A 23,990-nucleotide genomic window follows, 5' to 3' on the forward strand; every position below is an offset into this window, starting at 1 on the left:
TGGTCCCCCTAGCCTTCAAGTCTGACGCGCGGATCGATCACGCCGTAGAGAATGTCGATGATCAGATTGAGCAGCACGTACATGACCGCCATGGTCAGCACGAAGCCTTGCACCGGTGCGAAGTCCGACGAGATCAGCGCTTCCACCGCATAGGAGCCGATGCCGGGCCAGGCGAACACTTTCTCCACCAGTACGTTGGCCCCCAACAGGAACGAGAACACCATGCTCAGCGTGGTGATGACAGGCAGCATCGCATTGCGGAAGGCGTAGGTGACGATCACGGTTGCGGGCGACAGGCCGCTGGCGCGCGCGGTGCGGACGAATTCCGATGCCAGCACCGCCAGCATGGAGGCGCGGGTCATGCGCGCGATCGGAGCCAGCGAGAAGATCGCAAGCGTGGTCGCAGGCAATATGAGCTGGCTCAGCGCCGAGCGGAATGCCTCGACGTCGCGCGCGAGCAAGGTGTCGATCAGGTAGAAGCCCGTCACTGTCGGCGGGGCGCTGTAGAACACGTCGAGACGGCCGAGCGGCGCGGGCGACCAGCCGAGCCGGAAGTAGAACACATAGACCAGCACGAGGCCGGTGAAGAACACCGGCAGCGACACGCCGGCCGTCGTCGTCACCCGGCAGAGATGGTCGATCCAGGAGCCCGGCCGCGTGGCCGCCAGCACACCGAGCGGAATGGCGATCACGACCGAGACGATGAGGCCGAGCAGCGTCAGCTCGGCGGAAGCCGGCAGGCGGTTGCGTATCTCGGCGGCGACGGGCTGGCCGGTGGTGAGCGAGTTGCCGAAATCGCCATGGGCGAGATCGTTGGTGTAGCGGAAGAACTGCTCGATCAGCGGCTTGTCGAGCCCGAGCTTCTTGCGGATCTGCTCGACGGCTTCTTTCGTGGCGGCAGGGCCGGCGAAATACGCCGCGGGGTCGCCCGGCAGTGCGCGCGTCAGCAGGAAGGTGACGATGACGACGCCGATCAGCGAGGGAACCGCGAACATCAGGCGCTTGCCGATCATGGTCAGCATGGGATGCTCCTGCGCGTGTTGCGCACGCTGCTCGCCACGCACTCCGCCGCGTTCCCTCCCCCCTTGTGGGGGAGGGTTAGGGAGGGGGGTAGCTCCGCGATGGGTCGGAGTTCGTGGCCACCCCTCTCCCCAACCCTCCCCCACAAGGGGGGAGGGAGCCCGAAGAGCGTGCTCACCTCACCCATGACTCACCCCTTCGCCATCGCACGATAATCGAGCCTGCGGTGGAACCAGTATTGGTAGCCGCTGATGTTCTTCTGCATCGCGACGTTAACGAAGGGCTGGTACAGCGGGATGCGCGGCACGTCGGTGTAGGCGAGATCGACGAAGCCCTTCACGTCCTTGTCGTAGGTCGCCGTGTCGCCGGTCGAAGCGGCCGTGCGCGCGCCGTCGATCAGCTTGTCCATCTCCGCCGACTTGTAGCTCATGGTGTTGAAGACGGAATTGTTGCCGTGATAGCACCAGTAGAAGAAGTATTCGGGATAATCGAGCCAGCCCGAGAACACGTTGGTGAAGAGCGGCATCTCCTTCTTGTTCAACTCGGTGCGCCAGTTGGCGCCGGGCACCTTGTTGATGGTGGTCTTGATGCCGAGCTGGGCGAGGCTCTCCTGCACCAGGATGCAGAGTGGCTCGTTGACGCCGGCGAAGTTGAGGTCGAACGAGATCGTGGTCTCGAAGCCGTTGGCGTAGCCGGCCTCGGCCAGCAGCGCCTTCGCCTTCTCCATGTCGGTATTGTACTTGTGCGGCTGCGGCCAGGCGACTTCGGTCGGCTTGTCCTTGGGCGCGCCGAACATGGGATTGCCAAGGCCGAACAGCACGGCGTCCATGATCTTCTGGTACGGCATCGCATAGGCCATGGCCTGCCGCACCTTCGGATTGTCGAAGGGCGGCTTGGTCACGTTCATGCCGATATACTGGATGCCGTTGGAGAACGGCAGCGACACCACGTTGAGCTTGCCGCTCGCCTTCATCTCCTGGAAATCCTTGAACGGCAGCTCATAGGAGATGTCGGCGTCGCCGCGCTCGAGCAGCGCACGGCGGTTGCCGGCCTGTGGTACCATGCGCCAGATCACGCGCTTGATCTTCGGCAGGGGACCGCCGACCCAGTCGTCGTTGCGCTCCATCACCACTTCGGTGCCGGCGGTCCATTTCACCACCTTGTAGGCGCCGGAGCCCGCGGTCTGCTGCTTGGTGTATTCGAGACCCCAGGGATCCTTCTCGCTGGCGTTCTTCTTCACCAGCTCGGAATTGACGATGCAGGGCACGATGACGGCAAGATCGGGGATCGTGAGCCTGTCCTTCTTCAGGAAGTCGACGCGCACCGTGTGATCGTCGATCACGACGAACTGCTCCGGCTTGGTGAGCGAGCCCGCGCTCATCTGGAAGGTCGGGAAGCCGCCGACGCTGACGGCGCGGTCCAGCGACCACTTCACGTCCTTGGCGGTAACAGGCGCGCCGTCGTGAAATTTGGCGTTCTTCTTCAGCTTGAAGGTGACCGACATGTCGTCGATCTTGAAGTCCTCGGCGAGCTCGCCCTTGAACTTGTCGCGATCGTAATAGGGCACGCCACCGGGGCCGCTCTTCATCTCGTGACTGATCAGGCGGTCGTAGCAATTCCAGGACACCTCGTAGCCGGGCACGTTGGTGCCGACGCCGTGGATGTCGAGATTGTTGGGGCCGCCCTCCGAGACGATCAGCAGCGTCTCCGAGCGGGCATCGGCCTTGGCGGAGGAGATCACGGACGGCATGGCCGGAAGCGCCGCTCCGGCGGCCAACCCGGAAACGGATTTGAGGAAATCGCGGCGTTTCATGAAATGGCTCCAACACAACGTTTTGGTTGGAACTGACTTCGCAAGGTTCGTGCCAGAGCTTAACGAGGTCTTACCCGCGGATTAACATGCTGATTCCACTCATGTTCTGCCATTTTTCGGCGGAAGTTGGAGAGAGCGATCACGCCTCGTATTGCATACAAAGAGAGGCAATTGCTTAAAGTATAGGCTATAAAATAGAGGAGCCCATTCGGAGGGCGATGACGAATATCCTTCAAGCTACGGCGTAACGGTACGATCCCCGCCGTCATTCCGGGGCGATTGCGCAGCATCGAGCCCGGGAATCCATCAGGCCACAGCACGCGCGGAACAATGGATTCCGGGCCCCGCCGCTCCGCGGCGCCCCGGAATGACGGGGGAGGCCGGGCGTCACCCCGCCCAGACCAGCTCCTGCAGCTCAACCAGATCGTCCGCCCTCTCCTGCCAGCCCGCGATGCAGATGTGGCTGTTGAGGTCGCTGGCGCGGTGCAGCAGCATCAAGGCCATCAAGCGGCGCTTGAGCGCGAAATCGAGCTTCGTATAGCCGAAGCCTTCGAGCAGGCTCTTCACCCTGCCCGGCCGTCCCGCCGCCATGAAGGCGCTGGGGCCGAGCAGATCGTAGTCCCGCCATCCGGTGAGGACATCGCCGAAGTCGAACAGGCCTTTGAGCGACCATTGGCCGTCATCGCAGGCAAGCAGGAAGTTCTCCGGAATGTATTCGCCGATCAGGATCACCGGCGGCGCATCCATCGGAATCAGCTGAGCCGCATCGCACAGGAGATCGTCGAGGCCGGCGCGGAATTTCGGCGCAAGGCCGAGACGTTCGTGCCGGGCCTTGCAGCCCTGCATCTGCCGACGCATGAAGTCGTCCCAGCGCGGCTCGATCTGCGCGAGCGCGCCGAGCGGGGCGCGCTGCACGGACGCGATGGTCTCGCCGATCTGGCGCAGCACGCGCTCCTTCTGGTCTTCCGGCAAGGACGGCCAGACCTCCGAGCCGAGCGTGCCGGCAAGGCGGGTGATGACGAGATAGGGCCAGCCGTCGCGCACGCCTTCGGCGGCGATCTCGGGAATCGGCAGGTGAAGACGACCGGCAAGCTGCATCAGCGAGGCGCGCTCGGAGATAAACTGCGCGCGCAAGAGCGGCGGGAAGATTTTCAGGATCAGCGCTTCACCCAGGCCGACCACGAGGTTGGTGCCAGTCGCAAACACGTGCGGGGCGCTGATATCGAGACCGTGGCTACGCGCGATGTCGAGCGCGATGGGGAGCCATTGTGAGGGAGCTGAGCGAAAGGCGCGGAGGCTTGCGGCGTCGGTGACGTGAGGGAGTTGTTGCGACGGTGTGGCTGTCATCTGCGTATCAAAAGCAGGATTGGCTTTGGCCGACTCGGTGCAAGCCCGGAGTTCGGTGCACCTCTCCCGCTCGCGAGAGCTTTGCTTAATTGGACGCGGGGGAGTGATTGCCGCTGTTGGGCGTTTTTTTGCGTAGCGTTGGACGTCGGCGGCATCGAAGGTTTGCGCTTTCGTGGTCGACTGATTGGGTTGGGCGGTCATGCGGCAACTCCCGCAGGAGACAACGCCACCCATCGTTTGAGATTCATTGCCAGGCAGATCAGGCGCAGATGCGTCTGGTTGCGCGCCCAGCCCAGATAGCGGGCGCGCGCCCAGCGGTAGCTGCCCTTGAGGCGCGCGAAGACCTGCTCGACCGGTGCGCGGCGCTTTCCCACGGCACCGTTGAAGCGCTTCTGCCGCGCGGTCAGCGGATGATGCTTGTTGGGCCGGAACATCAGTCGCGGCTTGATGCCTCGCGCGCGCAGGCCGCTACGGCGCTCGTGCTTGTCATAGGCCTGGTCGGCATAGACCGCCTTCTCATCACCACAGACCAACTCGTCGGCGGGCACCGTATCGTTGACCGCAGCATCGGTCAGCTTGCTGCGGCGGATGATTGCCGAGCCCTGGTCGATGCCAACATGGGCCTTGTAGCCGAAGTATCGTTTGCCGCCCTTCTTGGTCCATCGCGCATCCGGATCGCGCTTGCTGTTGACCAGTTTGCTCGGCGCCCGACCGTCCGGGCCGGGGGGCTGCGGCTCCTCTGGTGGCTTCGGCGGCTTCACCGCCGCCGGGATCAGGCTCGCGTCGATTAGTGTACCCCGCCGCACCACCAGCCCATGCGCATCGATCTGGCGCAGAATCTCACCGAACAGCCTCTCGTCCAGGCCGGCCCGCTGCAAACTGTCGCGGAAGCGCCAGATCGTGGCGTGATCGGGTGTCTCATCGCCGAGCACAAAGCCGCAGAAATCGCGGAATGAGGCGCGGTCATCAAGCGCCTCTTCAAGCTCCGGATCGGACAGCCCGTACCATTGCTGCAGCAACAGCGCCTTGAACATCACCAGCCGCGGATAGGCCGGCGCCCCACGCTCCGGTTCCGGCAGACCGCCTAGCACGCCCCCTACCGCTGCCCAATCGACCAAGTCCCCAATCCGTCTCAGCACCGGATTGCCTTTTCCCCGTCGCGACACCAGCGCGTCCGCAAAGCTCGGTTGTCCAACCTGTCGATAGGCCATTCCCGTCCTCCCTCAGCGGTCTAGGGAATCGCAGATTCGCGAATATGCAAAGCTCTCGCTCGCGGGAGAGGTCGGCACGTAGTGCCGGGTGAGGGTTTTCTCCTCTTGGGGATTGTCCCATTGCGGAGACACCCTCTCCCCAACCCTCCCCCGCAGGTGGGGGAGGGAGCGCACCGTGCTCGCGGCGACAGCCAGGCTCATTCGCAACCCGCTACCGATCCGGGCTTGCGCGCTCGAACTGGCGGAGCAGCTTGTTGCCGCGCTCGACGGCGGAATCCAGTGCGGCTTGCGCGCTCTTCTGGCCGGCAAAGGCCTGCTCCAGCTCGTCCTCGATGGCGCCGCGGATCAGGATGAAGGAGCCGAGCCGGATGCCCTTGGAGTTCTCCGTCGGCGGATGCAGCGTGATCTGCTCGAACGAGATCGCCGAGCCCGGATTGCGCTCGTAGAAGCCCTGCGATCGCGTCAGCTCGAAGGCGGCGCGGGTCACAGGCAGATAGCCGGTGTTCTGGTGCCAGGCGGCCTGCACGGCGGGTTGCGACAGATAGGCAAAGAACCGCGCCACGCCCTTGTATTCCTGGCGGGGACGGTCGCGCAGCACCCAAAGCGTGGCGCCGCCGATGATCGAGTTCTGCGGCGCGTCCTTCACGTCCGGCCAGTACGGCATCATGCCGTAGCCGATCTCGAACTTCGAATTCGCCTTGATGTCGGCACGCGTCGCCGAGGAGCCAATGAAGATGCCGCATTCGCCCTTCTGGAAGCGCGGCTCGGCTGATTGCCCGCGGCCGCTGTAGTCGAACAGCCCGGTCTTCTGCCACTCCGCGAGCTGGGCAATGTGCTTGACGAGAAGCGGATTGTTGATGGTCAATTCGGCATCAAGCCCGGCAAAGCCGTTCGCCCGTGTCGCCAGGGCCAGATTGTGGAAGGCGGAGAAATTCTCGACATGGATCCAGGACGGCCAGGACGTGGTGAAGCCGCAGGCCGCGCCGCGGTCGCGCAGGCGCTTTGCGGCCGCCCCCAATTCCGGCCAGGTCTTCGGCGCCGCCTCCGGATCGAGGCCCGCCTCACGGAACATGCTCTTGTTGTAATAGAGGATCGGGGTCGAGGAATTGAACGGGAAGGACAGCAGATTGCCGGCCGCATCGGTGTAGTAGCCGGAGACCGCGGGCAGGTAATTGCCCAGCGAGAACGGCTCGCCCTGGTCCCGCATCAGGCTGAACACCGGATAGATCGCGCCCTTGGCCGCAGTCATGGTCGCGGTGGCGACCTCGTTGACCTGGACGATCGCCGGCTGGCTGCGCGAGCGGAAGGCGAAGATCGCGGCCGTCACCGTCTCGGTGTAGTTGCCCTTGTAAGCGGGCACGATCCGGTAGTCGGACTGCGAGGCGTTGAAGTCGGAGGCGAGCTTGTCGAGCTGCCGGCCGAGCTCGCCGGACATGGCGTGCCACAGCGCGATGTCGGTGGCGGCACGCACAGGCGCGGCCAATGAGAGCGCCGCAAGGGCGGCGACGAGCTGCAAAAGGCGCAGTGCTGACATCACGGTGGCTCTTCCCTTGCCGCACGCCGGAAGGCGGCTGCCTTGCTTAAGGCGCGGCATTGGCGGTTTCAACCGGGAATGAGCGCCGGCCGCGCCGCACAATTCGGCCCTGCTGAACCGGCGGGATGGCCTTCCCCTTACCATCTGCCAGAGCCCCATTCCGATCGGAACGGGTCTCCCGATTCTCAATTTGACGCGTTTTCTTTACGCGAACCGGTATCCACTTCGCCTGAAAACGCTTTAGATTGCATTGAACCTTTTCCTTCCGCCATAGACTCCACCACCGAGGGGTTGAGTGTGCCAGTGCTGAACCGTGCCGAATCTTCGCGGACCGGGGTGATCTTCGTCGCGCTTCTGCTTGCCGTCTGGACGACGGGCGCGGTTGCGCGCGAATTTCGCGCCGCCGACACTCAGGCCGAGAACTACCCGACCGTCCAGGCGCTGCGCTACATGGGCGCCCTGATCGCCGAGCGCAGCGGCGGCCGGCACGAGATCAAGGTGTTCCACTCCCGTCAGCTCGGCGAGGAAAAGGAGACCATCGAGCAAACCCGGGCCGGCGCGATCGACCTCAACCGGACCAACGTGGCGCTGATCGGCAATTTCGTCCCGGCGATGAACGTGCTCGCGATGCCGTTCCTGTTCCGGTCCATCGAGCACATGCAGAACGTGCTGGACGGGCCGATCGGCAGCGAGATCTTGAACAGTTTCGAGCCCTACGGCTTCGTTGGACTCTGCTTCTACGATTCGGGCGCGCGGTCGATCTACAATGGCGTCCGCCCGGTCCGAAGCGTCGCAGATCTCCGGGGATTGCGGATCCGGGTGCAGCAGTCGGAGTTGATGAACCAGATGATGCGCGCGCTCGGCGCCGAACCGGTGGAGCTGCCCTACGGGCAGGTGCTCACCGGGCTTGCCAACCACCTGATCGACGGCGCCGAGAACAACTGGCCATCCTTCGTGACGACGGACCATTACAAGCATGCCGGCCACTACACGCTCACCGAGCACACGATGAGCCCGGAGGTTCTGGTGATCTCGCTGAAGGCCTGGCAGAGTCTGTCGCCGGACGACCGGATCATCTTCAGGGAGGCCGCGCAGCGCTCGAGCCGCTTCATGCGCGAGAAGTGGCGCGACCTCGAGGAGCAGTCGCAGCGCAAGGCGCAGGACGCGGGCGTGACCATCATCAAGGACATCGACCGCAAGCCGTTCGAGGAGGCGATGGCCGCAATCTACGCCAAGGCCGGACGCGATCCTGCGGCGGCCGCGCTGATCGAACGCATTCGCAAGGTGGAGTGAGGCCTTTTGGCTGCACTTGGACATAGCGAACACGCGGACAGGCCGCCCGGCCCGATCGGGCAGCTGCGCGCGCGGCTCGTCGGCGTGCTGCGGGCGGTGCCGATCCGCTGGCGCATCCTGTCAATCGCCGCGCTGAACTCCGCCGTGGTCGTGGTGCTGGTGGCGATGATCTGGAACGGCGCGCAGGTGCTGGGCTCGGCCTGGCACGACGTGCGCCAGGTGCGCGAGTCCGACCGGATCCTGGCCCTGCTCGAAAGCGAGACCGGACGCCTGCAGAACCTGATCCACCGCTATATCAACCAGCCGAGCCCGGACCTGTTCGCCGAGATCCTCCTGCTGCGCGAGGCGGTGCTGGGCACGCTGACCAACCGCGCCGCCAAGGACCCGATGCTGTCGGGCTCGGTCGAGGAGCTGGAGCGCACCACCGATCGCTTCCTCAACGGCTTCGGCGAGCTGCGCAGCGTGCAGGCGACGATCGCCAAGACCTATGAGGAGCAGGTGCAGGGCCCGGCCAGGGACATGGCCGGCCTCTACTCCATCATCGAGGGCGCCACCGGCCATCGCGACGCGCTGATCTGGCCCTCGCTCGGCAAGTCCCGCGAGGCCTTCACCGCGATGCTGGTGGCGGCCAATTCCTACTACCTGTCGCAGTCATCGGGCGCCGCCGACGACGCGCGCCGCAACACCGAGACGATCGAGAAGACCATCCCGGTCATGATCGATCTCGCCGACAACGACCTCCAGAAGATGGCCCTGCGGCGGCTTGCGGCCCGCACGATGGCGCTGCGCGAGGGCTTTGCCAAGCTCTCCGAGCAGCTCGCGAGCCGCACCGAGCTGCTCCGCAGCACCATCGACGCCAGCCAGGCCGAGGCGATCGGCGCCATCGACGACCTCTCGAGCAAGATGCGCCAACGCGAGCAGAAGGCGCAGGAGACCTTCGACCGCACGCTCGCCGACATTTCCCGCCGGGTGCTGTCCATCGCGGTCATCTTCCTCGGCATCATCCTCAGCGCCGGCGTGCTGATCGCACTGTCGATCCGCCTGCCGCTGCAGCAGATCATGGCGGCGATGCGCGCGATCACGCTCGGCGACCTCGATCGCGAGGTGCAGGGCACCAAGGCGCGCGACGAGGTCGGCGCCATGGCGCGCGCGGTGGAGGTGTTCCGCGAGAACGCGATCGCCAAGCGCGAGACCGAGGACGAGCTGCGCGCGTCCAAGGAGAAGGCCGAGAGCGCGCTGCTCGAGCTAAATGCCGCGCAGCAGAATTTGATCGATGCCGAACGGCTGGCGGCGCTCGGCGGCCTGGTTGCCGGCGTCGCGCACGAGGTCAACAACCCGATCGGCATCAGCCTCACGGTGGCCTCCAGCCTGGCCCGGCGCACCGAGATCTTCGAGGCCCAGCTCAAGGGCGACGGCGGCCTGCGCCGGTCGCAGCTGGAGGAATTCGTGCAATCCTCACGCGACGCCTCGCAGCAGCTCGTCGCCAACCTCCAGCGCGCCGGCGAGCTGATCCAGTCTTTCAAGCAGGTTGCGGTGGATCGCTTGCACACCGAGCGGCGGCAATTCTCGCTCAGCGAAGCCACCGAGCAGATCATCGCCAGCCTGCGTCCGGTGCTGAAGCGGTCGCCGATCACGCTTCAGGTCGACGTGCCCGAGGGACTGCTGCTCGACGGCTATCCCGGCTCCTACGGCCAGATCCTGACCAACCTGTTCCTCAACGCCGCCAACCACGCCTTCGCCGACGGGCGCGCCGGCACGATCGCGATCGCGGCGCGGCCGCGCGGGACCGACGACATCGAGATCAGCTTCGCCGACGACGGGGCCGGCATGACCCCCGACGTGCAGCGCCAGGCCTTTGACCCTTTCTTTACCACCCGGCGCAATGAAGGCGGCACGGGACTTGGCCTCCATATCGTCTATAACCTCGTCACCCAGCAGCTCGGCGGCCGCATGGTGCTGGAATCCAAGCTGGGACAAGGCACCACTTTTCGCATTATCATACCCCGGGTCGCCAAGGGCGGCACGCAAAGCACTGAAAGTGACGGGACTTCTCAATGGCCGAACAGGACGATGTCCTCCACCTGATCGACGATACCGGTACCACGTCGGAGGATAGCAACGCCCGGAAGTGGAAGATCGCGGTCATCGACGACGATCCGGCCGTGCATGACGGCACCCGTTTCGCGCTGTCCGACTACAGCCTCAACGGCCAGAGCCTGGAGATCCTCTCGGCCTATTCCGCAGCGGAAGGCCGCAAGCTGATGGCCGAGCACGGCGATATCGCCGCCGTGCTGCTCGACGTCATCATGGAGACCGACGTCGCCGGCCTCGAACTGGTCGAGTTCATCCGCAACGAGATCAGGAACGAGACCGTGCGCATCATCCTGCGCACCGGCCAGCCCGGCCAGGCGCCGGAGCGGCGCGTGATCGTGCAGTACGACATCAACGACTACAAGGCCAAGACCGAGCTCACCGCCGACAAGCTGTTCACCTCCCTGACCGCGGCGCTGCGCTCCTATCAGCAGCTCGAGCGCATGGTGCAGACGCGGCGCGGGCTGGAGATCATCATCGACGCCGCCTCGACGCTGTACGACTTCAAGTCGATGCAGCGGCTCGCCGAAGGCGTGCTGACCCAGCTCGCCTCGCTGCTCAATGTCGATTGCGCCGGCATCCTGGTCCTGCGCGACAATGGCGGCGTCGACCCCGAGCTCTCGGTGCTCGCCGGCAGCGGCTGCTACAGCCGCTTCATCGGCACCACCACGTCGAAGGCGCTCGATCCCGACCTGCGCGAGATGGTCGAGGCCGCGTTCCAGCGCCGCAAGAACGAATTCGCCGACCACCGCAGCGTGATCTATCTGCGCACCGGAAGCGGCCGCGAGGTCGTGGTGCTGCTCCAGGCCGAGCGCGAGCTGTCGGAGACCGACCGCTCGCTGGTCGAGATCTTCTCCTCCAGGCTCTCGATCGCCTTCGACAACGTGATCCTCTACCAGCAGCTGCAGGACGCCAACACCCAGCTCGAGGACCGCGTCGCCCAGCGCACCCGCGCGCTGATGCAGGCCAACCGCCGGCTCTCGGCGCAATGGCTGCGGCTGCAGCGCGCCAACGGCTTCAAGAACGAGATTCTGGGCACCGTCGCGCACGACCTGAAGAATCCGCTCGGGGTCATCCTCGGCCGCACCGAGATGCTGAAGGAGCTGATCTCGACCGGCGCCTCGGAAGGCGGCGTGGTCGCCCAGGTCGACCACATTCGCGACGCCACCAAGCGCCTGACCACGATGGTCGATCACCTGATCTCGGATGCGATGGCCGATGCCTTCGACATCACCATCCGCCGCGAGCCGGTCGACGTCGCCGCGCTGGCCAAGGAGGTTGCCGACGCCAACCAGCCGCTCGCCGTCAACAAGCAGCAGGCGATCAGCGTCACCGCGCCGCCCAACATCGTCACCATGTGCGACACCGACCGCATCCGCGAGGCGATCGACAATCTCATCAGCAACGCCATCAAATACTCTCCGATCGGCGGCAAGATCGACGTGGCCGTCACCCATGAGGGCCGCGACACCATCGTCCGCGTCAGCGACGAGGGCGCCGGCCTGTCGCCGGAGGATCTCGGCCGCCTGTTCGGCCGGTTCCAGCGGCTGTCGGCAAAGCCGACTGCCGGAGAGAGCTCGACGGGGCTTGGGCTCTCCATCGTCAAGCGTATCATCGACATGCATGGCGGCGAGGTCACCGCCAACAGCGACGGCCCCGGCAAGGGATCGACCTTCACCATCACCCTCCCCGCGACTGAAACGCCGTGATGCAAAGCCCATGACCCAAAGCCAGCACATCATGATCGTCGACGACGAGGCCCCGGCCCGGGAGATGGTCGGCGATTACCTCAAGATGCACGGCTTCACCGTGACGCTGTGCGACGGCGGCAAGAGCCTGCGCGCCGCGATCCAGGGCGGCATGCCCGACCTCGTCGTGCTCGATCTCAACATGCCCGAGGAAGACGGGCTCTCGATCATTCGCGACCTCAAGAGCCGCATCAACGTGCCGGTGATCATGCTCACGGCGACCGCGAGCCCGATCGATCGCGTCGTCGGACTCGAGCTCGGCGCCGACGATTACGTGGCCAAGCCCTGCGAGCTGCGCGAACTGATGGCGCGCATCCGCTCGGTGCTGCGGCGGAGCGTGCCGGCCAAGGCCGCAGTGCCCGAGGCGGCGGCGAAATCGGACAAGGAGCGGCTGGTGCGCTTCGGCACCAAATGGCTCGATCTCGAAGCGCAGGCGTTGCGCGACGACGAGGGCAACGAGCATCCGCTGACGGCCTCCGAGTTCGGGCTCCTCAAGGTGTTCGCGGCCAATCCGAAACGCGTGCTGTCGCGCGAGCGCCTGCTGGAATTGGCCAATGCGCGCGATGCCGAGGCCTTCGACCGCGCAGTCGATCTCCGCATCATGCGTATCCGCCGCAAGATCGAGCCCGACCCGGCCAAGCCGGCCGTGATCCGCACCATCCGCGGCGGCGGCTATCTGTTTTCGCCGGCCGGCGAGAAGGCGTAGGCAGCCTCATACTCCGTTGTCGTCCCGGGGTACGCGCAGCGCGAGCCCGGGACGACAGCCCTGGGTGTCGCGCGACCGAACGCAATCCCCCGAAATACGTTCCCGGCGCCTCCATCCGCCCTCAAATCTCCACTCCCGTATTTCCCGTACATTGAAATTCCACGTCTTTTTTCTCCGATTGTTTCGTCGCGGCCGCTGCGACGAAACAATTTGGCGGCGCACGAAACCATTTTCGCCTTTTCGTGCAGACATCCCGAAACGTTGGCTGATTAACACTTCGATCCAAGGAAACGCCGCTCGGTTGCGGCGCTACGGGGAGCCAAGTCAATGCCGAACGTCATCGCCATCAACGCCCAAGCCAGCCAGAGCATCATCGCCGCTCAGGCGACCTCGGACGACATGCTCCTCGAGAGCATTGCCGACGGCAACCGGACGGCCATGCACATTCTCTATTGCCGGCACAATGTGCGGGTGTACCGCTTCATCCTGCGCATCGTGCGCGATGCCACGACTGCGGAAGACCTGGTCAGCCAGGTGTTTCTGGATGTGTGGCGGACCGCCGGCCAATTCCAGGGCCGCTCGCAGGTCTCGACCTGGCTGCTCTCGATCGCCCGCTTCAAGGCGCTGACCGCGATGCGCCAGCGCCGCTTCGAGGACATCGACCAGGAAGATGTGCGCCAGATTGCTGACGGTGCCGACACGCCGGAGACTTCGCTCGACCGCAGCGACACCAGCGCCATCCTGCGCGCCTGCGTGCAGAAGCTGTCGCCGGCGCATCGGGAGATCATCAACCTCGTCTACTATCACGAGAAATCGGTGGAGGAGGTCGGGCAGATCATCGGCATTCCCCAGAGCACGGTGAAGACCCGGATGTTCTATGCCCGCAAGCAACTGGCCGATTTGCTTAAGGGTGCCGGCGTCGATCGTTTCGCCGCCTAACTCCAATCAATTCAAAGGGATAGGACCGCAGCTCAGGCCCTGTCCCCGGACACGGAAGTGTTACCGCCGACGAAACAATTGAAACAAAGCGCAACATCAGGCGGAAAAACTTCCCTCCTATAAAGCCCACATACGGTTTTCGTTAAACCTCCCAAGACCTCCAGCGACCCGGACGATGCCCCCGTCCGGGTCGTTTTGTATTTGGGGGTGAAGCGGCCTTGAGAGGGCCATGACGGCCTCCGCGACTGCCGCGCCGTCACGACCCCGTGACGTCGCGTAACGGGCGACGCGCCAGGCGCGAACTGCCTTCGTGACCCCATCCACGAGGGCCAATGCTCGACCTCCTCTTCGCCGTCCTTGCCGGCTTCCTCACCATTGCCGCGCCCTGCACGCTGCCGATGCTGCCGATCCTGCTCGGCGCCTCGATCGGGCGCGCGGGGCACCTGCGGCCGGCGATGATCGCGCTCGGCTTCGTCGTCTCGTTCTCCGCAGTCGCGCTGCTGCTCGGCGCGATCACGCGGGTGTTCGATTTCGACCCGAACGTGCTGCGCGAAGCCGCATCGATCCTGCTGCTCGGTTTCGGCCTGTTGATGCTGTGGCCGGCGCCGTTCGAGTGGCTGTCGGCACGACTCAATGGCTGGCTCGATCTCGGCAGTTCGAGCGGCGCGCAGCGCGAGGGCGCGCTCGGCGGGCTCGTGCTCGGCACCACGCTGGGCCTAGTCTGGACGCCCTGCGCCGGCCCGGTGCTCGGCTCGATCCTGACGCTGGTGGCGACCTCGAAGGAGGCTGCCTGGGCAGGTGCGCTGCTGGTCGCCTACGCCATCGGTGCGGCGATCCCGATGCTCGCAATCGCCTATGGCGGACAGGCCGCGACCACGCACGTGCGCAGCCTCGCCCGCATCTCGCCGCGGCTGCAACAGGGCTTTGGCGTCGTCGTCATCGGCTTCGCGATCGCGGCGTATTTCCAATACGACACGCTGATCGTGGCGTGGCTCACCAGCTTCTATCCCGCCGGCCAGATCGGCCTCTAACCATCGAATATTTCACCCCGGAGGACGCTTTCATGACTCTCAAACTGCTCGCCGTTTCCACCGCACTGATCGGCTTCACCGTCACCGGCGCCGCCATCCCCGGCATCTGCGACGAGGTCTCCCGCGCAAGCCCCGTCCGCGTCGCCGCCGCAAACCAACAGAGCGCGCCCGACTTCACCGGCATCAGCAACTGGTTCAACTCGAAACCGCTGAGCATCGCCGACCTCCGCGGCAAGATCGTGCTGGTCGACTTCTGGACCTATGGCTGCGTCAACTGCGTCAACACGCTGCCGCACGTCACCAACCTCTATGCCAAATACAAGGACAAGGGCCTCGTCGTGGTCGGCGTGCACACGCCGGAATTCCCGTTCGAGCGGTCGGGCGCCAATGTGCAGGCCGCGCTGAAGCGCCACGGCATCACCTACCCGGTGGCGCAGGACAACGATTCCAAGACCTGGAACGCCTACCGCAACCAGTATTGGCCGGCGCAGTACATCATCGACCAGACGGGAAAAATCGTGTTCCAGCACGCCGGCGAAGGCAGCTATGACCAGATCGACCGCACGGTGGCAAGGCTGCTGAACGTCGACAGTTGATGCCGCAGGCGATCACGCCGCGGGTATCAGTTGCCGCCCTTGCTGCTTGACTCCACGGAGCCGTCCGTGGAGTTTCGCACGCGACGTAATCAGCCACCACGATGGACGACACGACCAGCCATAGCGACATCCGCCTTCGTGAAGGCGCCTCGATCGCCCAGCGGCTGGTGATGTCCGGCTTTGCGGCCGCGGTTGCGCTGTGCTTCACGCCGGGCCTGTTCACGCGCGACATCCTGGAAATCATGATCTCCGTGGTCGCGCTGCTCGTGGGGGCGGGCTTCGTCGTCGGCATCATGATGGCGCCGGCGGTGGTGTGGATCATCACGCCGAGCGAGATCCTGATCGGGCAGCAGCGTCCGTTCGGAAAACTCCGCACGCGGGTCGTGCCCAAGGACGACATCAGGGAATTGCAGGTTCCCGGCAACAAGAGGGTGAAAGCCCGTTTCCAGCTGGCCTTCACGCTGGCCTCGGGGGAACGCCTGACGTCCCCGCCGATCTCGGACGTCACGCATGTGCATGACACCGTGACCCGGATCGCCACGCAATTCGGCGTTCCCAATGTCGAGGCACCTCGCAATCCGCTCGATGCCAGCAATCCCGAGATGCATCTCGGCGAACCGATCGAGCCGTTTCCGGCGCGGGAAATCTACATCGTTGCACTGATCGCGGTCGCCGTGAGCGCCGTTCCCTATGCCTACAAGCTCTGGCGCGGCCTGCCGCCGGGCCCGATCGACATCGCGCTGTTGCCCGCAGGCGCGATCGCGGCGTTCGTCGTCTATAGATACGCCAACCTCGTCACCGGTGCCTTCTGGATCATCCGCCAGAGCGATATCCGCGTCGAGCGCCTGTGGGGCGACGGCAGCTTGCGCGCCGACCATATCGAGGGGCGCGACGTGAAGACGATCACTATCGAGCGCCGCGGCCGCTCCGAGGACGAGCACTGCATCGTCGTGATCCGGCTGCACTCAGGGCGGCGATTTCGCAGCCCCCGTATCGGGTCGCGAGTCGAGGCGCGCGCCGTGGCCACGGAGATCGTGCGGCGGCTCGGGATTGCGGCGGAGAGCAACAAGATCTAGCTGGCATTCAGCGCCATCTGTCGAAGCTTGATGTTTCGGCGAACTCGGTCTGAGCCTATCCCGCTTGCTTGCGGGAGAGGTCGCGCCGAAGGCGCGGGTGAGGGTTCTCTCCTCCGGGGGAGTCTCCCTGGAGGAGAAACCCTCTCCCCAGCCCTCCCCCGCAAGCGGGGGAGGGAGCGCACCACCGGTGCGGCAGCAATCTAGGCTTTTCGCGCCATCCCCTGTTCGTGGCATTGCGAAGGGCCCGTCAAAAAGCCAAAGTATTCTCGTGACATACCAGGGCGGCGCGCCATCAACTTGCCACGAACTTGCCCCTCAGGTTTGATGGTTCATGATTGATTTGCGCTGTGGCAGCGGGGAGAGCTTTACATGACGGATTTTCGTCGCCTGACCGGGATGTTTGTCGCTGCGATCGGCCTGATTCTGTCCGCGCCGCAGGCCTTCGCCCAGCAGCCGGATCGCGGTGACGAGCCGGGCCTGATCGCGGATGACGGCTACCAGCTCGATCCGGAATGGCAGAAGCAGGTGGTCTACTTCCGCACCACCGAGCCGCCGGGAACGATCATCGTCTCGACCGCAGAACGGCACCTCTATCTGGTGCAGCCCGGCGGGCGCGCGATCCGCTATGGCATCGGCGTCGGCCGCGACGGTTTCCAGTGGCAAGGACTGGTGACCATCACCAACAAGAAGGAATGGCCGGACTGGACGCCGCCGCCGGAGATGATCCAGCGCCAGCCCTATCTGCCGCGCTTCATGGCCGGCGGCCCCGGCAATCCGTTGGGGGCCCGCGCCATGTATCTCGGCACCACCGTCTACCGCATCCACGGCACCAACCGCCCCGACACGATCGGCACCAAGGTGTCGTCCGGCTGCTTCCGCCTCGTCAACAATGACGTTGCCGATCTCTATGATCGCGTTCCTGTTGGCACCAAGGTGGTCATCCGGCAGAAGCCCGAGCTTTAGAGCTTATGGTTCGAGCATGATCTTTTCGGACGGCCGCTTCGCGCTTCGCGCTCACGCGGCCCTCCGGATCCGGATCATGCTCTCCGTCCTCGCCTGATTCCTTTTCCCGGTTTTTCGAGAGAACAACATGATGCGCACTTTTCGTGGCGGCCTGCTGATCGGGCTTGCCGTCGCCGTGCTGGTCGCCGTCCTGGCCATCATCTATGAATTCTACGACACCCGCACCTTGAAGCGCACCGTTCGCCGCGGCGAAGTGCTGTGCGGCGTCAACAAGGGCCTGCCGGGCTTCTCGATTCCCGACGACAAGGGCAACTGGACCGGCTTCGATGTCGACTTCTGCCGTGCGGTGGCCGCCGCGATCTTCAACGACCCGGGCAAGGCGAAATTCGTTCCGCTCGACGCCAATGAGCGTTTCAAGGAGCTGCAGAGCCGCAAGGTGGACATCCTCTCGCGCAACACGACCTGGAGCATGGCGCGCGAGCTCGACTACGACCTCTACTTCCCGGCCGTGGCCTATTACGACGGCGTCGGCTTCATGGTGCCGCGCACGCGCAACAAGGAGACCTCGCTGGACCTGACCGACAGCAAGGTCTGCGTGCAGAGCGGAACCACGACGACACTCAACGTCGCCGACTACTTCCGCGTCAACAACATGAAGTATGAAGAGGTGAAGTTCGACAAGCTCGACGACGTCGTGAAGGCCTACGACACCGGCAAGTGCGACACGCTCTCGGCCGACGTCTCCCAGCTCTATGCGCTGCGGCTGAACCTGTCGAAACCCGGCGACCACATGATCCTGCCGGACATGATCTCCAAGGAGCCGCTCGCCCCCGTCGTGCGTCAGCGCGACGACGACTGGATGATGATCGTGAAATGGACGCTGTATGCCATGATCAACGCCGAAGAGCTGGGCGTCACCTCGGAGAACATCGACGAGGCCCTGAAGTCGAAGAAGCCGGAAGTGATGCGCCTCGTCGGCACCGAAGGCCGTTACGGCGAGCAGCTCGGCCTCACCAAGGACTGGGCCGCCCGCATCATCCGCCACGTCGGCAATTACGGCGAGATGTACGACCGAAACATCGGCGAGAAGTCCAAGCTGAAGATCCCACGCGGCATGAACCAGCTGTGGAACGCAGGCGGTGTGCAGTACGCACCGCCGATGCGGTAAGGCGGTCTATCCGCCGTCGCCGTCAGCTTGGGGCCACCGCTGTCCACACTCTCAACTGTCATCGCCCGCGAAAGCGGGCGATCCAGTATTCCAGAGACAGCCAACGCATGCGGAGAGGCCGCGGCGTACTGGGTCGCCCGGTCGAGCCGGGCGACGACACCGAGGGTGAGGTGCGCCCTCGCGCCTCAGCCCCGCCTTAGTACCCTCGCGCTCTTGCGAGCTGCTCGGTGTGGTAGTTGGCATCGCCGAACAGTTCCTCGCACACCCGCGCGCGCTTCATGAAGAAGCCGATGTCGAACTGGTCGGTCATGCCCATGCCGCCATGCATCTGCACGCCTTCCTGCACCGCGCGGGTGGCGGTGGTGCCGGCGCGGGCCTTTGCGACTGCGACGGCTGAGGCGGCCTTGGCAACGTCGCCATCCAGCGCCTGCAGCGCCTTCATCACCGCGGCGCGGGTGATCTCGATGTCGACATAGAGCTCGGCGGCGCGGTGCTGGAGGGCCTGGAATTCGCCGATCAGCTTGCCGAACTGCTTGCGGCTCTTCAGGTACTCGACGGTGCGGCCAAACACCTCCTCGCTGAGACCGACCATTTCGGCGGCAACCGCGCCGCGGCCGATATCGAGCACACCGTCGAGCAGAGTTGCGCCCTGATCGACCTCGCCGAGCACGCTGTCGGCATTGACCTCGACATTGGCGAATTCGATCCGCGCTGCATTGTGCGCATCGACCATGATGGTGCGCTCGATCGCGACACCCTTCGCCGCGGGGTTCACCAGGAACAGCGTCAACCCCTCGCGCTCACCGGCGGCGCCCGTCGTGCGCGCGGCGACGATCAGCAGATCGGCGACGTGACCGTCGACCACGAGCGCCTTGGCACCGCTGAGCTTGAACCCGTTGCCGGCGCGCACGGCCTGCAAGCCGGTGTGGAGCGGACGGTGCTTGGCGCCCTCGTCGATTGCGAGCGTTGCGAGCAGCGACCCGCCTGCGATCTTCGGCAGATATTCCGATCTCTGCGCGGAATTGCCGCCGCGGTTCAGCGCCGAGGCCGCGACCACGCTGGTGGCGAGGAAGGGCGATGGCATCAGGGTGCGGCCGATCTCCTCCATGACGACGCCAGCCTCGACATGGCCGAGGCCACTGCCGCCGAACTCTTCCGGCACCAGAAGACCGGCAAAACCCATCTCGGCAAAGGAATGCCAGAGCTCCTTGGAGAAGCCGGTGCGATCCTTGCTGTCGCGCAAGTGACGCAGGTGCGACACCGGCGCCTTGTCGCTGATCAGCCCGCGCGCACTGTCGCGGAGCATCGATTGTTCTTCGGTGAGGACGAGGGCCATGTGCTTAAGTCTCTGGTATTGCGTGAAATGCATATTGTTGCTGTCATTCCGGGGCGATGCGCAGCATCGAACCCGGAATCTCGAGGTTCCGGGTTCGGTCCTTTCGGACCGCCCCGGAACGACGGCGAGTTACGCCCCCGGCAGATCCAGGATGCGCTTGGCGACGATGCCGAGCATGACCTCGGACGTGCCGCCCTCGATCGAGTTGGCCTTGGTGCGCAGCCAGGCGCGCGGGCGCGCGCCCTGCCTGGAGCGCTCGCTCTCCCATTCCAGCGCATCGACGCCGCCGGCCGACATCAGGATCTCGTGGCGGCGCTTGTTGAGCTCGGTGCCGTAATATTTCATCGCCGACGAGAACGCCGGATGCGCCTGCCCGGCCTTGGCGAGATCGACCGCACGCTCGGCGCAGGCAGCTAGCGCGGCTTCATCGACGTCGAAGCGCGCGATCTGGCCGCGCAGCATGGCATCGTCCAGCCTGCCTTGCCCATCGGTGCCGACGGAGTCCGCCGCGATCTGGCCGAGCGGCCGGCCGACGCCGCGCTCGCCCATCCCTGAGATCATCGCGCGCTCGTGCTGGAGCAGATATTTCGCGACGTCCCAGCCGCGGTTGATGGTGCCGACCACGTTCGACTTCGGCACGCGGACATTGTCGAAGAAGGTCTCGCAGAACGGCGAATAACCCGAGATCAAAAGGATCGGCTTGGTCGAGACGCCCTTCGAGGTCATGTCGAACAGGATGAAGCTGATGCCGTCATGTTTCTTCGCAGTGGGATCGGTGCGCACCAGGCAGAAGATCCAGTCGGCGTAATTGGCATAGGACGTCCAGATCTTCTGGCCGTTGATGATGAAGTCGTCGCCGTCGCTCTCGGCGCGGGTCTGGAGCGAGGCGAGATCGGAGCCGGCGTTCGGCTCGGAATAGCCCTGGCACCAGCGGATCTCGCCCGCCGCGATCTTCGGCAGATGCTCCTTCTTCTGGGCGTCGTTGCCGTATTTCAAGAGCGCCGGCCCGAGCATCCAGATGCCGAAGCTCGACAGCGGCGGGCGCGCGCCGATCCGCGCCATCTCGGCGCGCAGCACCTTGTGCTCGGCCGCGCTCAGGCCGCCGCCGCCATACTCCTTCGGCCAGTCAGGGACGGTCCAGCCCTTGTCGCGCATGCGCTCGAACCAGATGCGCTGCGGCTCGGACGAGAATTTTGCGTTGCGCCCGCCCCAGAACACGTCGGCATCCGACGTCGCGGGTTTGCGCATTTCCGGCGGGCAATTGGCTTCGAGCCAGATGCGTGTCTCGTTGCGGAATATTTCGAGATCGGCGGTCTCAGTGTCGCTCATGGTCGTTTCCATCAATCAAAAAGACTTGTTGGGCACGACTCTGGGCCAAGCCCCCGCGGAATTCAACCACTTCCGCAGGCGCAGTCGGCTATAGTCGCGGCAAGACGGTGCTTGAAAACAAAGAGGAAACGACAATGCGCCTGAAGCTCCTTTCGCCTGGCGAAATGAACGAGAGCCAGCGGCAGACCTATGACGAATCGATTGCCGGCAAGCGCGGCAAGCCGCCGGCGCCGATGATGGCCTGGCTGAACAGTCCGGAGATGGCGCGTCACGCGACGCGGCTCGGCGAAGTCATGCGCTTCGACACGATCTTCCCGGCCAAGCTTTCGGAGATCGCGATCCTGGTGACGGCGCGGCACTGGACCGCGCATTACGAATGGTATGCGCACAAGCGCCTCGCGCTCGCGGGTGGCATGAAGCCCGAGATCATCGACGCGATCCGCGACCGCCGCACGCCCGAGTTCGACGACCCCAAGGGGAAGATGATCTACGATCTCGCGAAGTCGCTGCACGAGGGCCACGGCGTCGAGAAGGGGCTGTACGACGAGGCGGTGAAGCTGCTCGGCGAGCGCGGCGTCGTCGAGGTGATCGGGCTGTGCGGCTATTACACGCTGGTGTCGATGACGCTCAACACGTTCGCGTTCGGCCTGCCCGAGGGCGAGGTGTCGGAGCTGGCTTAGCTTCTTATCTAGAAACGATGGGTTTCGAGATGAGCAATGGCGCTGTCCCGAGCCCCGCCCTATCTGGAGATCAGCTACGGAGCATTCCCATGTCGCAAACCCCCGCCGTCGCCGCCGGCACCAGGATCGGCCACGTCCACCTCAAGGTCGCCGATCTCGATCGCGCGCTCGGCTTTTATTGCGGCGTGCTCGGCTTCGAGCTGATGCAGCGCATGGGCTCGGGCGCCGCCTTCATCTCGGCCGGCGGCTATCATCACCACATCGGGCTCAACACCTGGGAAAGCAAGGGCGGCTCGCCGCCGCCGCCTGATGCGACGGGGCTGTTTCACACCGCGATCCTCTACCCGACGCGCCCCGCGCTTGCGGATGCGCTGCATCGGGTGCTCACGGCCGGCATTGCGCTGGATGGTGCCAGCGATCACGGCGTCAGCGAGGCGCTGTATCTGCGCGATCCAGACCAGAACGGCGTCGAGCTGTATTGGGACAGGCCCAGGGAGCAATGGCCGTTCGGACCGGATGGGAAGCTGGCGATGTTCACCAAGCGGCTGGATGTGGAGGCGTTGCTGAAACAGCGGGAAGCGTGATCGTAGGGTGGGCAAAGCATAGCGTGCCCACCGTTTCTTGCGGCACGCGTGGAGAGTCCGATGGTGGGCACGGCGCTATGCGCCTTTGCCCACCCTGCGAGATTCCTTCCCCCGCACCATGATCAGCGCCGCGGCCACCACCTCCAGCGCGATGCAGAGATAGAACGGCAGCGCGTAGCCGCCGGAGAGATCGCGCAAGGCCCCGACGACGCCAGGGCCGAACGCGTAGGTCACCTGGTTGATCGCCGTGTTCAAGCTGATCAGCACGCCGAACGCGGCGCTGTCGAACTCCTGCTGCACGATCAGCGACGGCAGCGTGATGAGGTTGCCGACCGAGAAGCCGAACACCGCGCAAGCCGCAATCAGCACATAGTCATCGTGCAGATTGATGACGACGAGAAGCGCCGCCGCCTGGCTGAGGAACGACAGCGCGGAGGCGAGGCGCTGATCGAGGCGGTCGATCACCAGCGAGAACAGCACGCGGCCGACCACGGCCATCGCCGTCAGCACCGCGACGGCGACGGCGGCGCGCTCGCGACCGATCACGGGATCGAGGAACGAAATCAGGTGCACGATGAAGCCCACCTGGGCGAACAGCACCAGGGCGAAGGCAATCGTCACCGTGAGGAAGCCGACGTCACGCAGCGCCCATGCGCGGATCTGCGTCGAGGATTGCGGTTTGGCCTTCGCCGTCGCGTGCCAGCCGTGACGATCGGGCGGATGGCCGACGAGAAGCAGGATGACCGGCAGCAGCAGCACCAGCATGGCGCCGGCGGCGGCATACATCGCGCCGGCGAAGCCGACATGGCCGATCAGCGTCACCAGCAGCGGCACGCCGACGATGCCGCCGAAGCTTGCGCCGTTCAGTGCCAGGCTGATCGCCATGCCGCGCTTGTGGTCGAACCACAGGCTGATCGTGTTGGTGATCATGGCGAGACTGGTGCCGGCCCAGCCGAAGGCGAGCACGGCGTTCGCGAGATAGAGCTGCCAGGGCTCGCGCACCGCGCCGATGGCGACCGCGGCCGCCGCCATCGCCAGCGTGCCGGCAATCAGGCAGATACGCGGGCCGTATTTCCGCACGGCTTCGCCGACGAAAACCACCAGCAGCGCCCCGAACAGATAGAAGAACGTCGTCCCAGCGGAGATCAGCGTCGTCGGCCAGCCCCGCGCGCGCTGGAGCTCGGCGACATAGACGCTCTGGCCGTAGAAGCCGAGACCCCAGCCGAAGGTGGCGAGCAGAAAGCAGACCGCGACGATGCGCCAGCCTTCGTAGCGGAGGGAGGATTCGTCGATTGTGGGCTGTTGAAAGTTGTCGAGCATGCCGCCTACTCCGTCATGCCCGGGCATAGCCGTCTGAAGGACCGCGTCGCTTCCGCTCGCCCATGCCCGGGCATCCACGTTCTTCGATCCGCGCCTGAGACGTGGATGGCCGGGACAAGCCCGGTCATGACGACATTTAACTAACCCTCACCAGAAAATCACTTCGGCCTGGATCGAAGTATCAACGCTGCTGACAGCCTCCCGC

The 23,990-nt window shown here is 64.9% G+C and carries 20 protein-coding genes; 12 read left to right on the forward strand and 8 right to left on the reverse strand.

Translation table 11 applies throughout. The features are described 5' to 3' along the window. Positions 1–8: 8 nt before the first annotated feature. The 5 genes from XH96_RS38090 to ugpB all read right to left on the reverse strand — a co-directional run bounded on the left by XH96_RS38090 (position 9) and on the right by ugpB (position 6,925). On the reverse strand, positions 9–1,022 hold the full coding sequence (locus XH96_RS38090) for an ABC transporter permease (RefSeq protein WP_194390368.1): 1,014 nt from the start codon (positions 1,020–1,022) through the stop codon (positions 9–11). 188 nt (positions 1,023–1,210) lie between these two features. Beyond that, on the reverse strand, positions 1,211–2,833 hold the full coding sequence (locus tag XH96_RS38095; RefSeq protein ID WP_194390369.1) for an ABC transporter substrate-binding protein: 1,623 nt from the start codon (positions 2,831–2,833) through the stop codon (positions 1,211–1,213). A 387-nt stretch (positions 2,834–3,220) separates the two neighbouring features. Next, positions 3,221–4,180: a phosphotransferase gene (locus XH96_RS38100; RefSeq protein ID WP_194390370.1), complete on the reverse strand. Its 960-nt coding sequence runs from the start codon at positions 4,178–4,180 to the stop codon at positions 3,221–3,223. Between the two features lie 197 nt (positions 4,181–4,377). Next, complete coding sequence (locus XH96_RS38105) at positions 4,378–5,391, reverse strand: IS5 family transposase (RefSeq protein ID WP_194389004.1); 1,014 nt, start codon at positions 5,389–5,391, stop codon at positions 4,378–4,380. A gap of 211 nt (positions 5,392–5,602) precedes the next feature. Beyond that, on the reverse strand, positions 5,603–6,925 hold the full coding sequence (gene ugpB, locus XH96_RS38110; RefSeq protein ID WP_194390371.1) for a sn-glycerol-3-phosphate ABC transporter substrate-binding protein UgpB: 1,323 nt from the start codon (positions 6,923–6,925) through the stop codon (positions 5,603–5,605). Between the two features lie 297 nt (positions 6,926–7,222). On the opposite strand from ugpB, the gene XH96_RS38115 reads away from it, so the two are divergent. From XH96_RS38115 to XH96_RS38160, 10 genes are all read left to right on the forward strand, one after another. Continuing rightward, positions 7,223–8,218 carry a TRAP transporter substrate-binding protein gene (locus tag XH96_RS38115; RefSeq protein WP_194394412.1) on the forward strand — a complete coding sequence of 332 codons (996 nt, stop codon included), beginning with the start codon at positions 7,223–7,225 and terminating at the stop codon, positions 8,216–8,218. 6 nt (positions 8,219–8,224) lie between these two features. After that, positions 8,225–10,303, forward strand: coding sequence for a HAMP domain-containing sensor histidine kinase (locus XH96_RS38120; protein ID WP_246789894.1), 2,079 nt, complete (start codon positions 8,225–8,227; stop codon positions 10,301–10,303). Continuing rightward, the gene (locus XH96_RS38125) at positions 10,273–12,018 is read left to right on the forward strand and encodes a DUF3369 domain-containing protein (protein WP_194390372.1); all 1,746 of its coding nucleotides are present in this window, start codon (positions 10,273–10,275) and stop codon (positions 12,016–12,018) included. The genes XH96_RS38120 and XH96_RS38125 overlap by 31 nt, the downstream gene beginning before the upstream one ends. Before the next feature lie 10 nt (positions 12,019–12,028). Next, positions 12,029–12,763, forward strand: a complete 735-nt coding sequence (locus XH96_RS38130) for a response regulator (protein ID WP_194390373.1) — start codon at positions 12,029–12,031, stop codon at positions 12,761–12,763. A 327-nt stretch (positions 12,764–13,090) separates the two neighbouring features. Further along, positions 13,091–13,702 carry a sigma-70 family RNA polymerase sigma factor gene (locus XH96_RS38135; protein ID WP_035674686.1) on the forward strand — a complete coding sequence of 204 codons (612 nt, stop codon included), beginning with the start codon at positions 13,091–13,093 and terminating at the stop codon, positions 13,700–13,702. A 332-nt stretch (positions 13,703–14,034) separates the two neighbouring features. Further along, positions 14,035–14,733 carry a cytochrome c biogenesis CcdA family protein gene (locus tag XH96_RS38140; protein WP_194390374.1) on the forward strand — a complete coding sequence of 233 codons (699 nt, stop codon included), beginning with the start codon at positions 14,035–14,037 and terminating at the stop codon, positions 14,731–14,733. Positions 14,734–14,765: 32 nt separating this feature from the next. Further along, complete coding sequence (locus tag XH96_RS38145) at positions 14,766–15,329, forward strand: thioredoxin family protein (protein WP_194390375.1); 564 nt, start codon at positions 14,766–14,768, stop codon at positions 15,327–15,329. A gap of 101 nt (positions 15,330–15,430) precedes the next feature. After that, complete coding sequence (locus XH96_RS38150) at positions 15,431–16,405, forward strand: hypothetical protein (protein ID WP_194390376.1); 975 nt, start codon at positions 15,431–15,433, stop codon at positions 16,403–16,405. 369 nt (positions 16,406–16,774) lie between these two features. After that, a complete protein-coding gene (locus XH96_RS38155; RefSeq protein ID WP_028181585.1) occupies positions 16,775–17,368 on the forward strand; it encodes a L,D-transpeptidase in 594 nt (197 codons plus the stop codon). Positions 17,369–17,498: 130 nt separating this feature from the next. Continuing rightward, positions 17,499–18,536, forward strand: a complete 1,038-nt coding sequence (locus XH96_RS38160; protein ID WP_194394414.1) for an amino acid ABC transporter substrate-binding protein — start codon at positions 17,499–17,501, stop codon at positions 18,534–18,536. 196 nt (positions 18,537–18,732) lie between these two features. On the opposite strand, the gene XH96_RS38165 is transcribed toward XH96_RS38160, so the two are convergent. Further along, positions 18,733–19,872 (reverse strand): acyl-CoA dehydrogenase family protein, encoded by a 1,140-nt coding sequence (locus XH96_RS38165; RefSeq protein ID WP_194390377.1) that lies wholly within the window; start codon positions 19,870–19,872, stop codon positions 18,733–18,735. A 129-nt stretch (positions 19,873–20,001) separates the two neighbouring features. Then, positions 20,002–21,201, reverse strand: coding sequence for an acyl-CoA dehydrogenase family protein (locus XH96_RS38170; RefSeq protein ID WP_194390378.1), 1,200 nt, complete (start codon positions 21,199–21,201; stop codon positions 20,002–20,004). A 134-nt stretch (positions 21,202–21,335) separates the two neighbouring features. On the opposite strand from XH96_RS38170, the gene XH96_RS38175 reads away from it, so the two are divergent. Together XH96_RS38175 and XH96_RS38180 are read left to right on the forward strand one after the other, a co-directional pair. Then, positions 21,336–21,881 (forward strand): carboxymuconolactone decarboxylase family protein, encoded by a 546-nt coding sequence (locus tag XH96_RS38175; RefSeq protein ID WP_194390379.1) that lies wholly within the window; start codon positions 21,336–21,338, stop codon positions 21,879–21,881. 89 nt (positions 21,882–21,970) lie between these two features. Continuing rightward, positions 21,971–22,465 carry a VOC family protein gene (locus XH96_RS38180; RefSeq protein WP_194390380.1) on the forward strand — a complete coding sequence of 165 codons (495 nt, stop codon included), beginning with the start codon at positions 21,971–21,973 and terminating at the stop codon, positions 22,463–22,465. 75 nt (positions 22,466–22,540) lie between these two features. Here XH96_RS38180 and XH96_RS38185 read toward each other — a convergent pair whose 3' ends face one another. Beyond that, positions 22,541–23,785, reverse strand: a complete 1,245-nt coding sequence (locus tag XH96_RS38185) for an MFS transporter (protein ID WP_194390381.1) — start codon at positions 23,783–23,785, stop codon at positions 22,541–22,543. Positions 23,786–23,990 lie beyond the last annotated feature (205 nt).

Origin of the sequence: Bradyrhizobium sp. CCBAU 51765, from assembly GCF_015291725.1 — a bacterium.
Classification (GTDB): domain Bacteria; phylum Pseudomonadota; class Alphaproteobacteria; order Rhizobiales; family Xanthobacteraceae; genus Bradyrhizobium; species Bradyrhizobium liaoningense.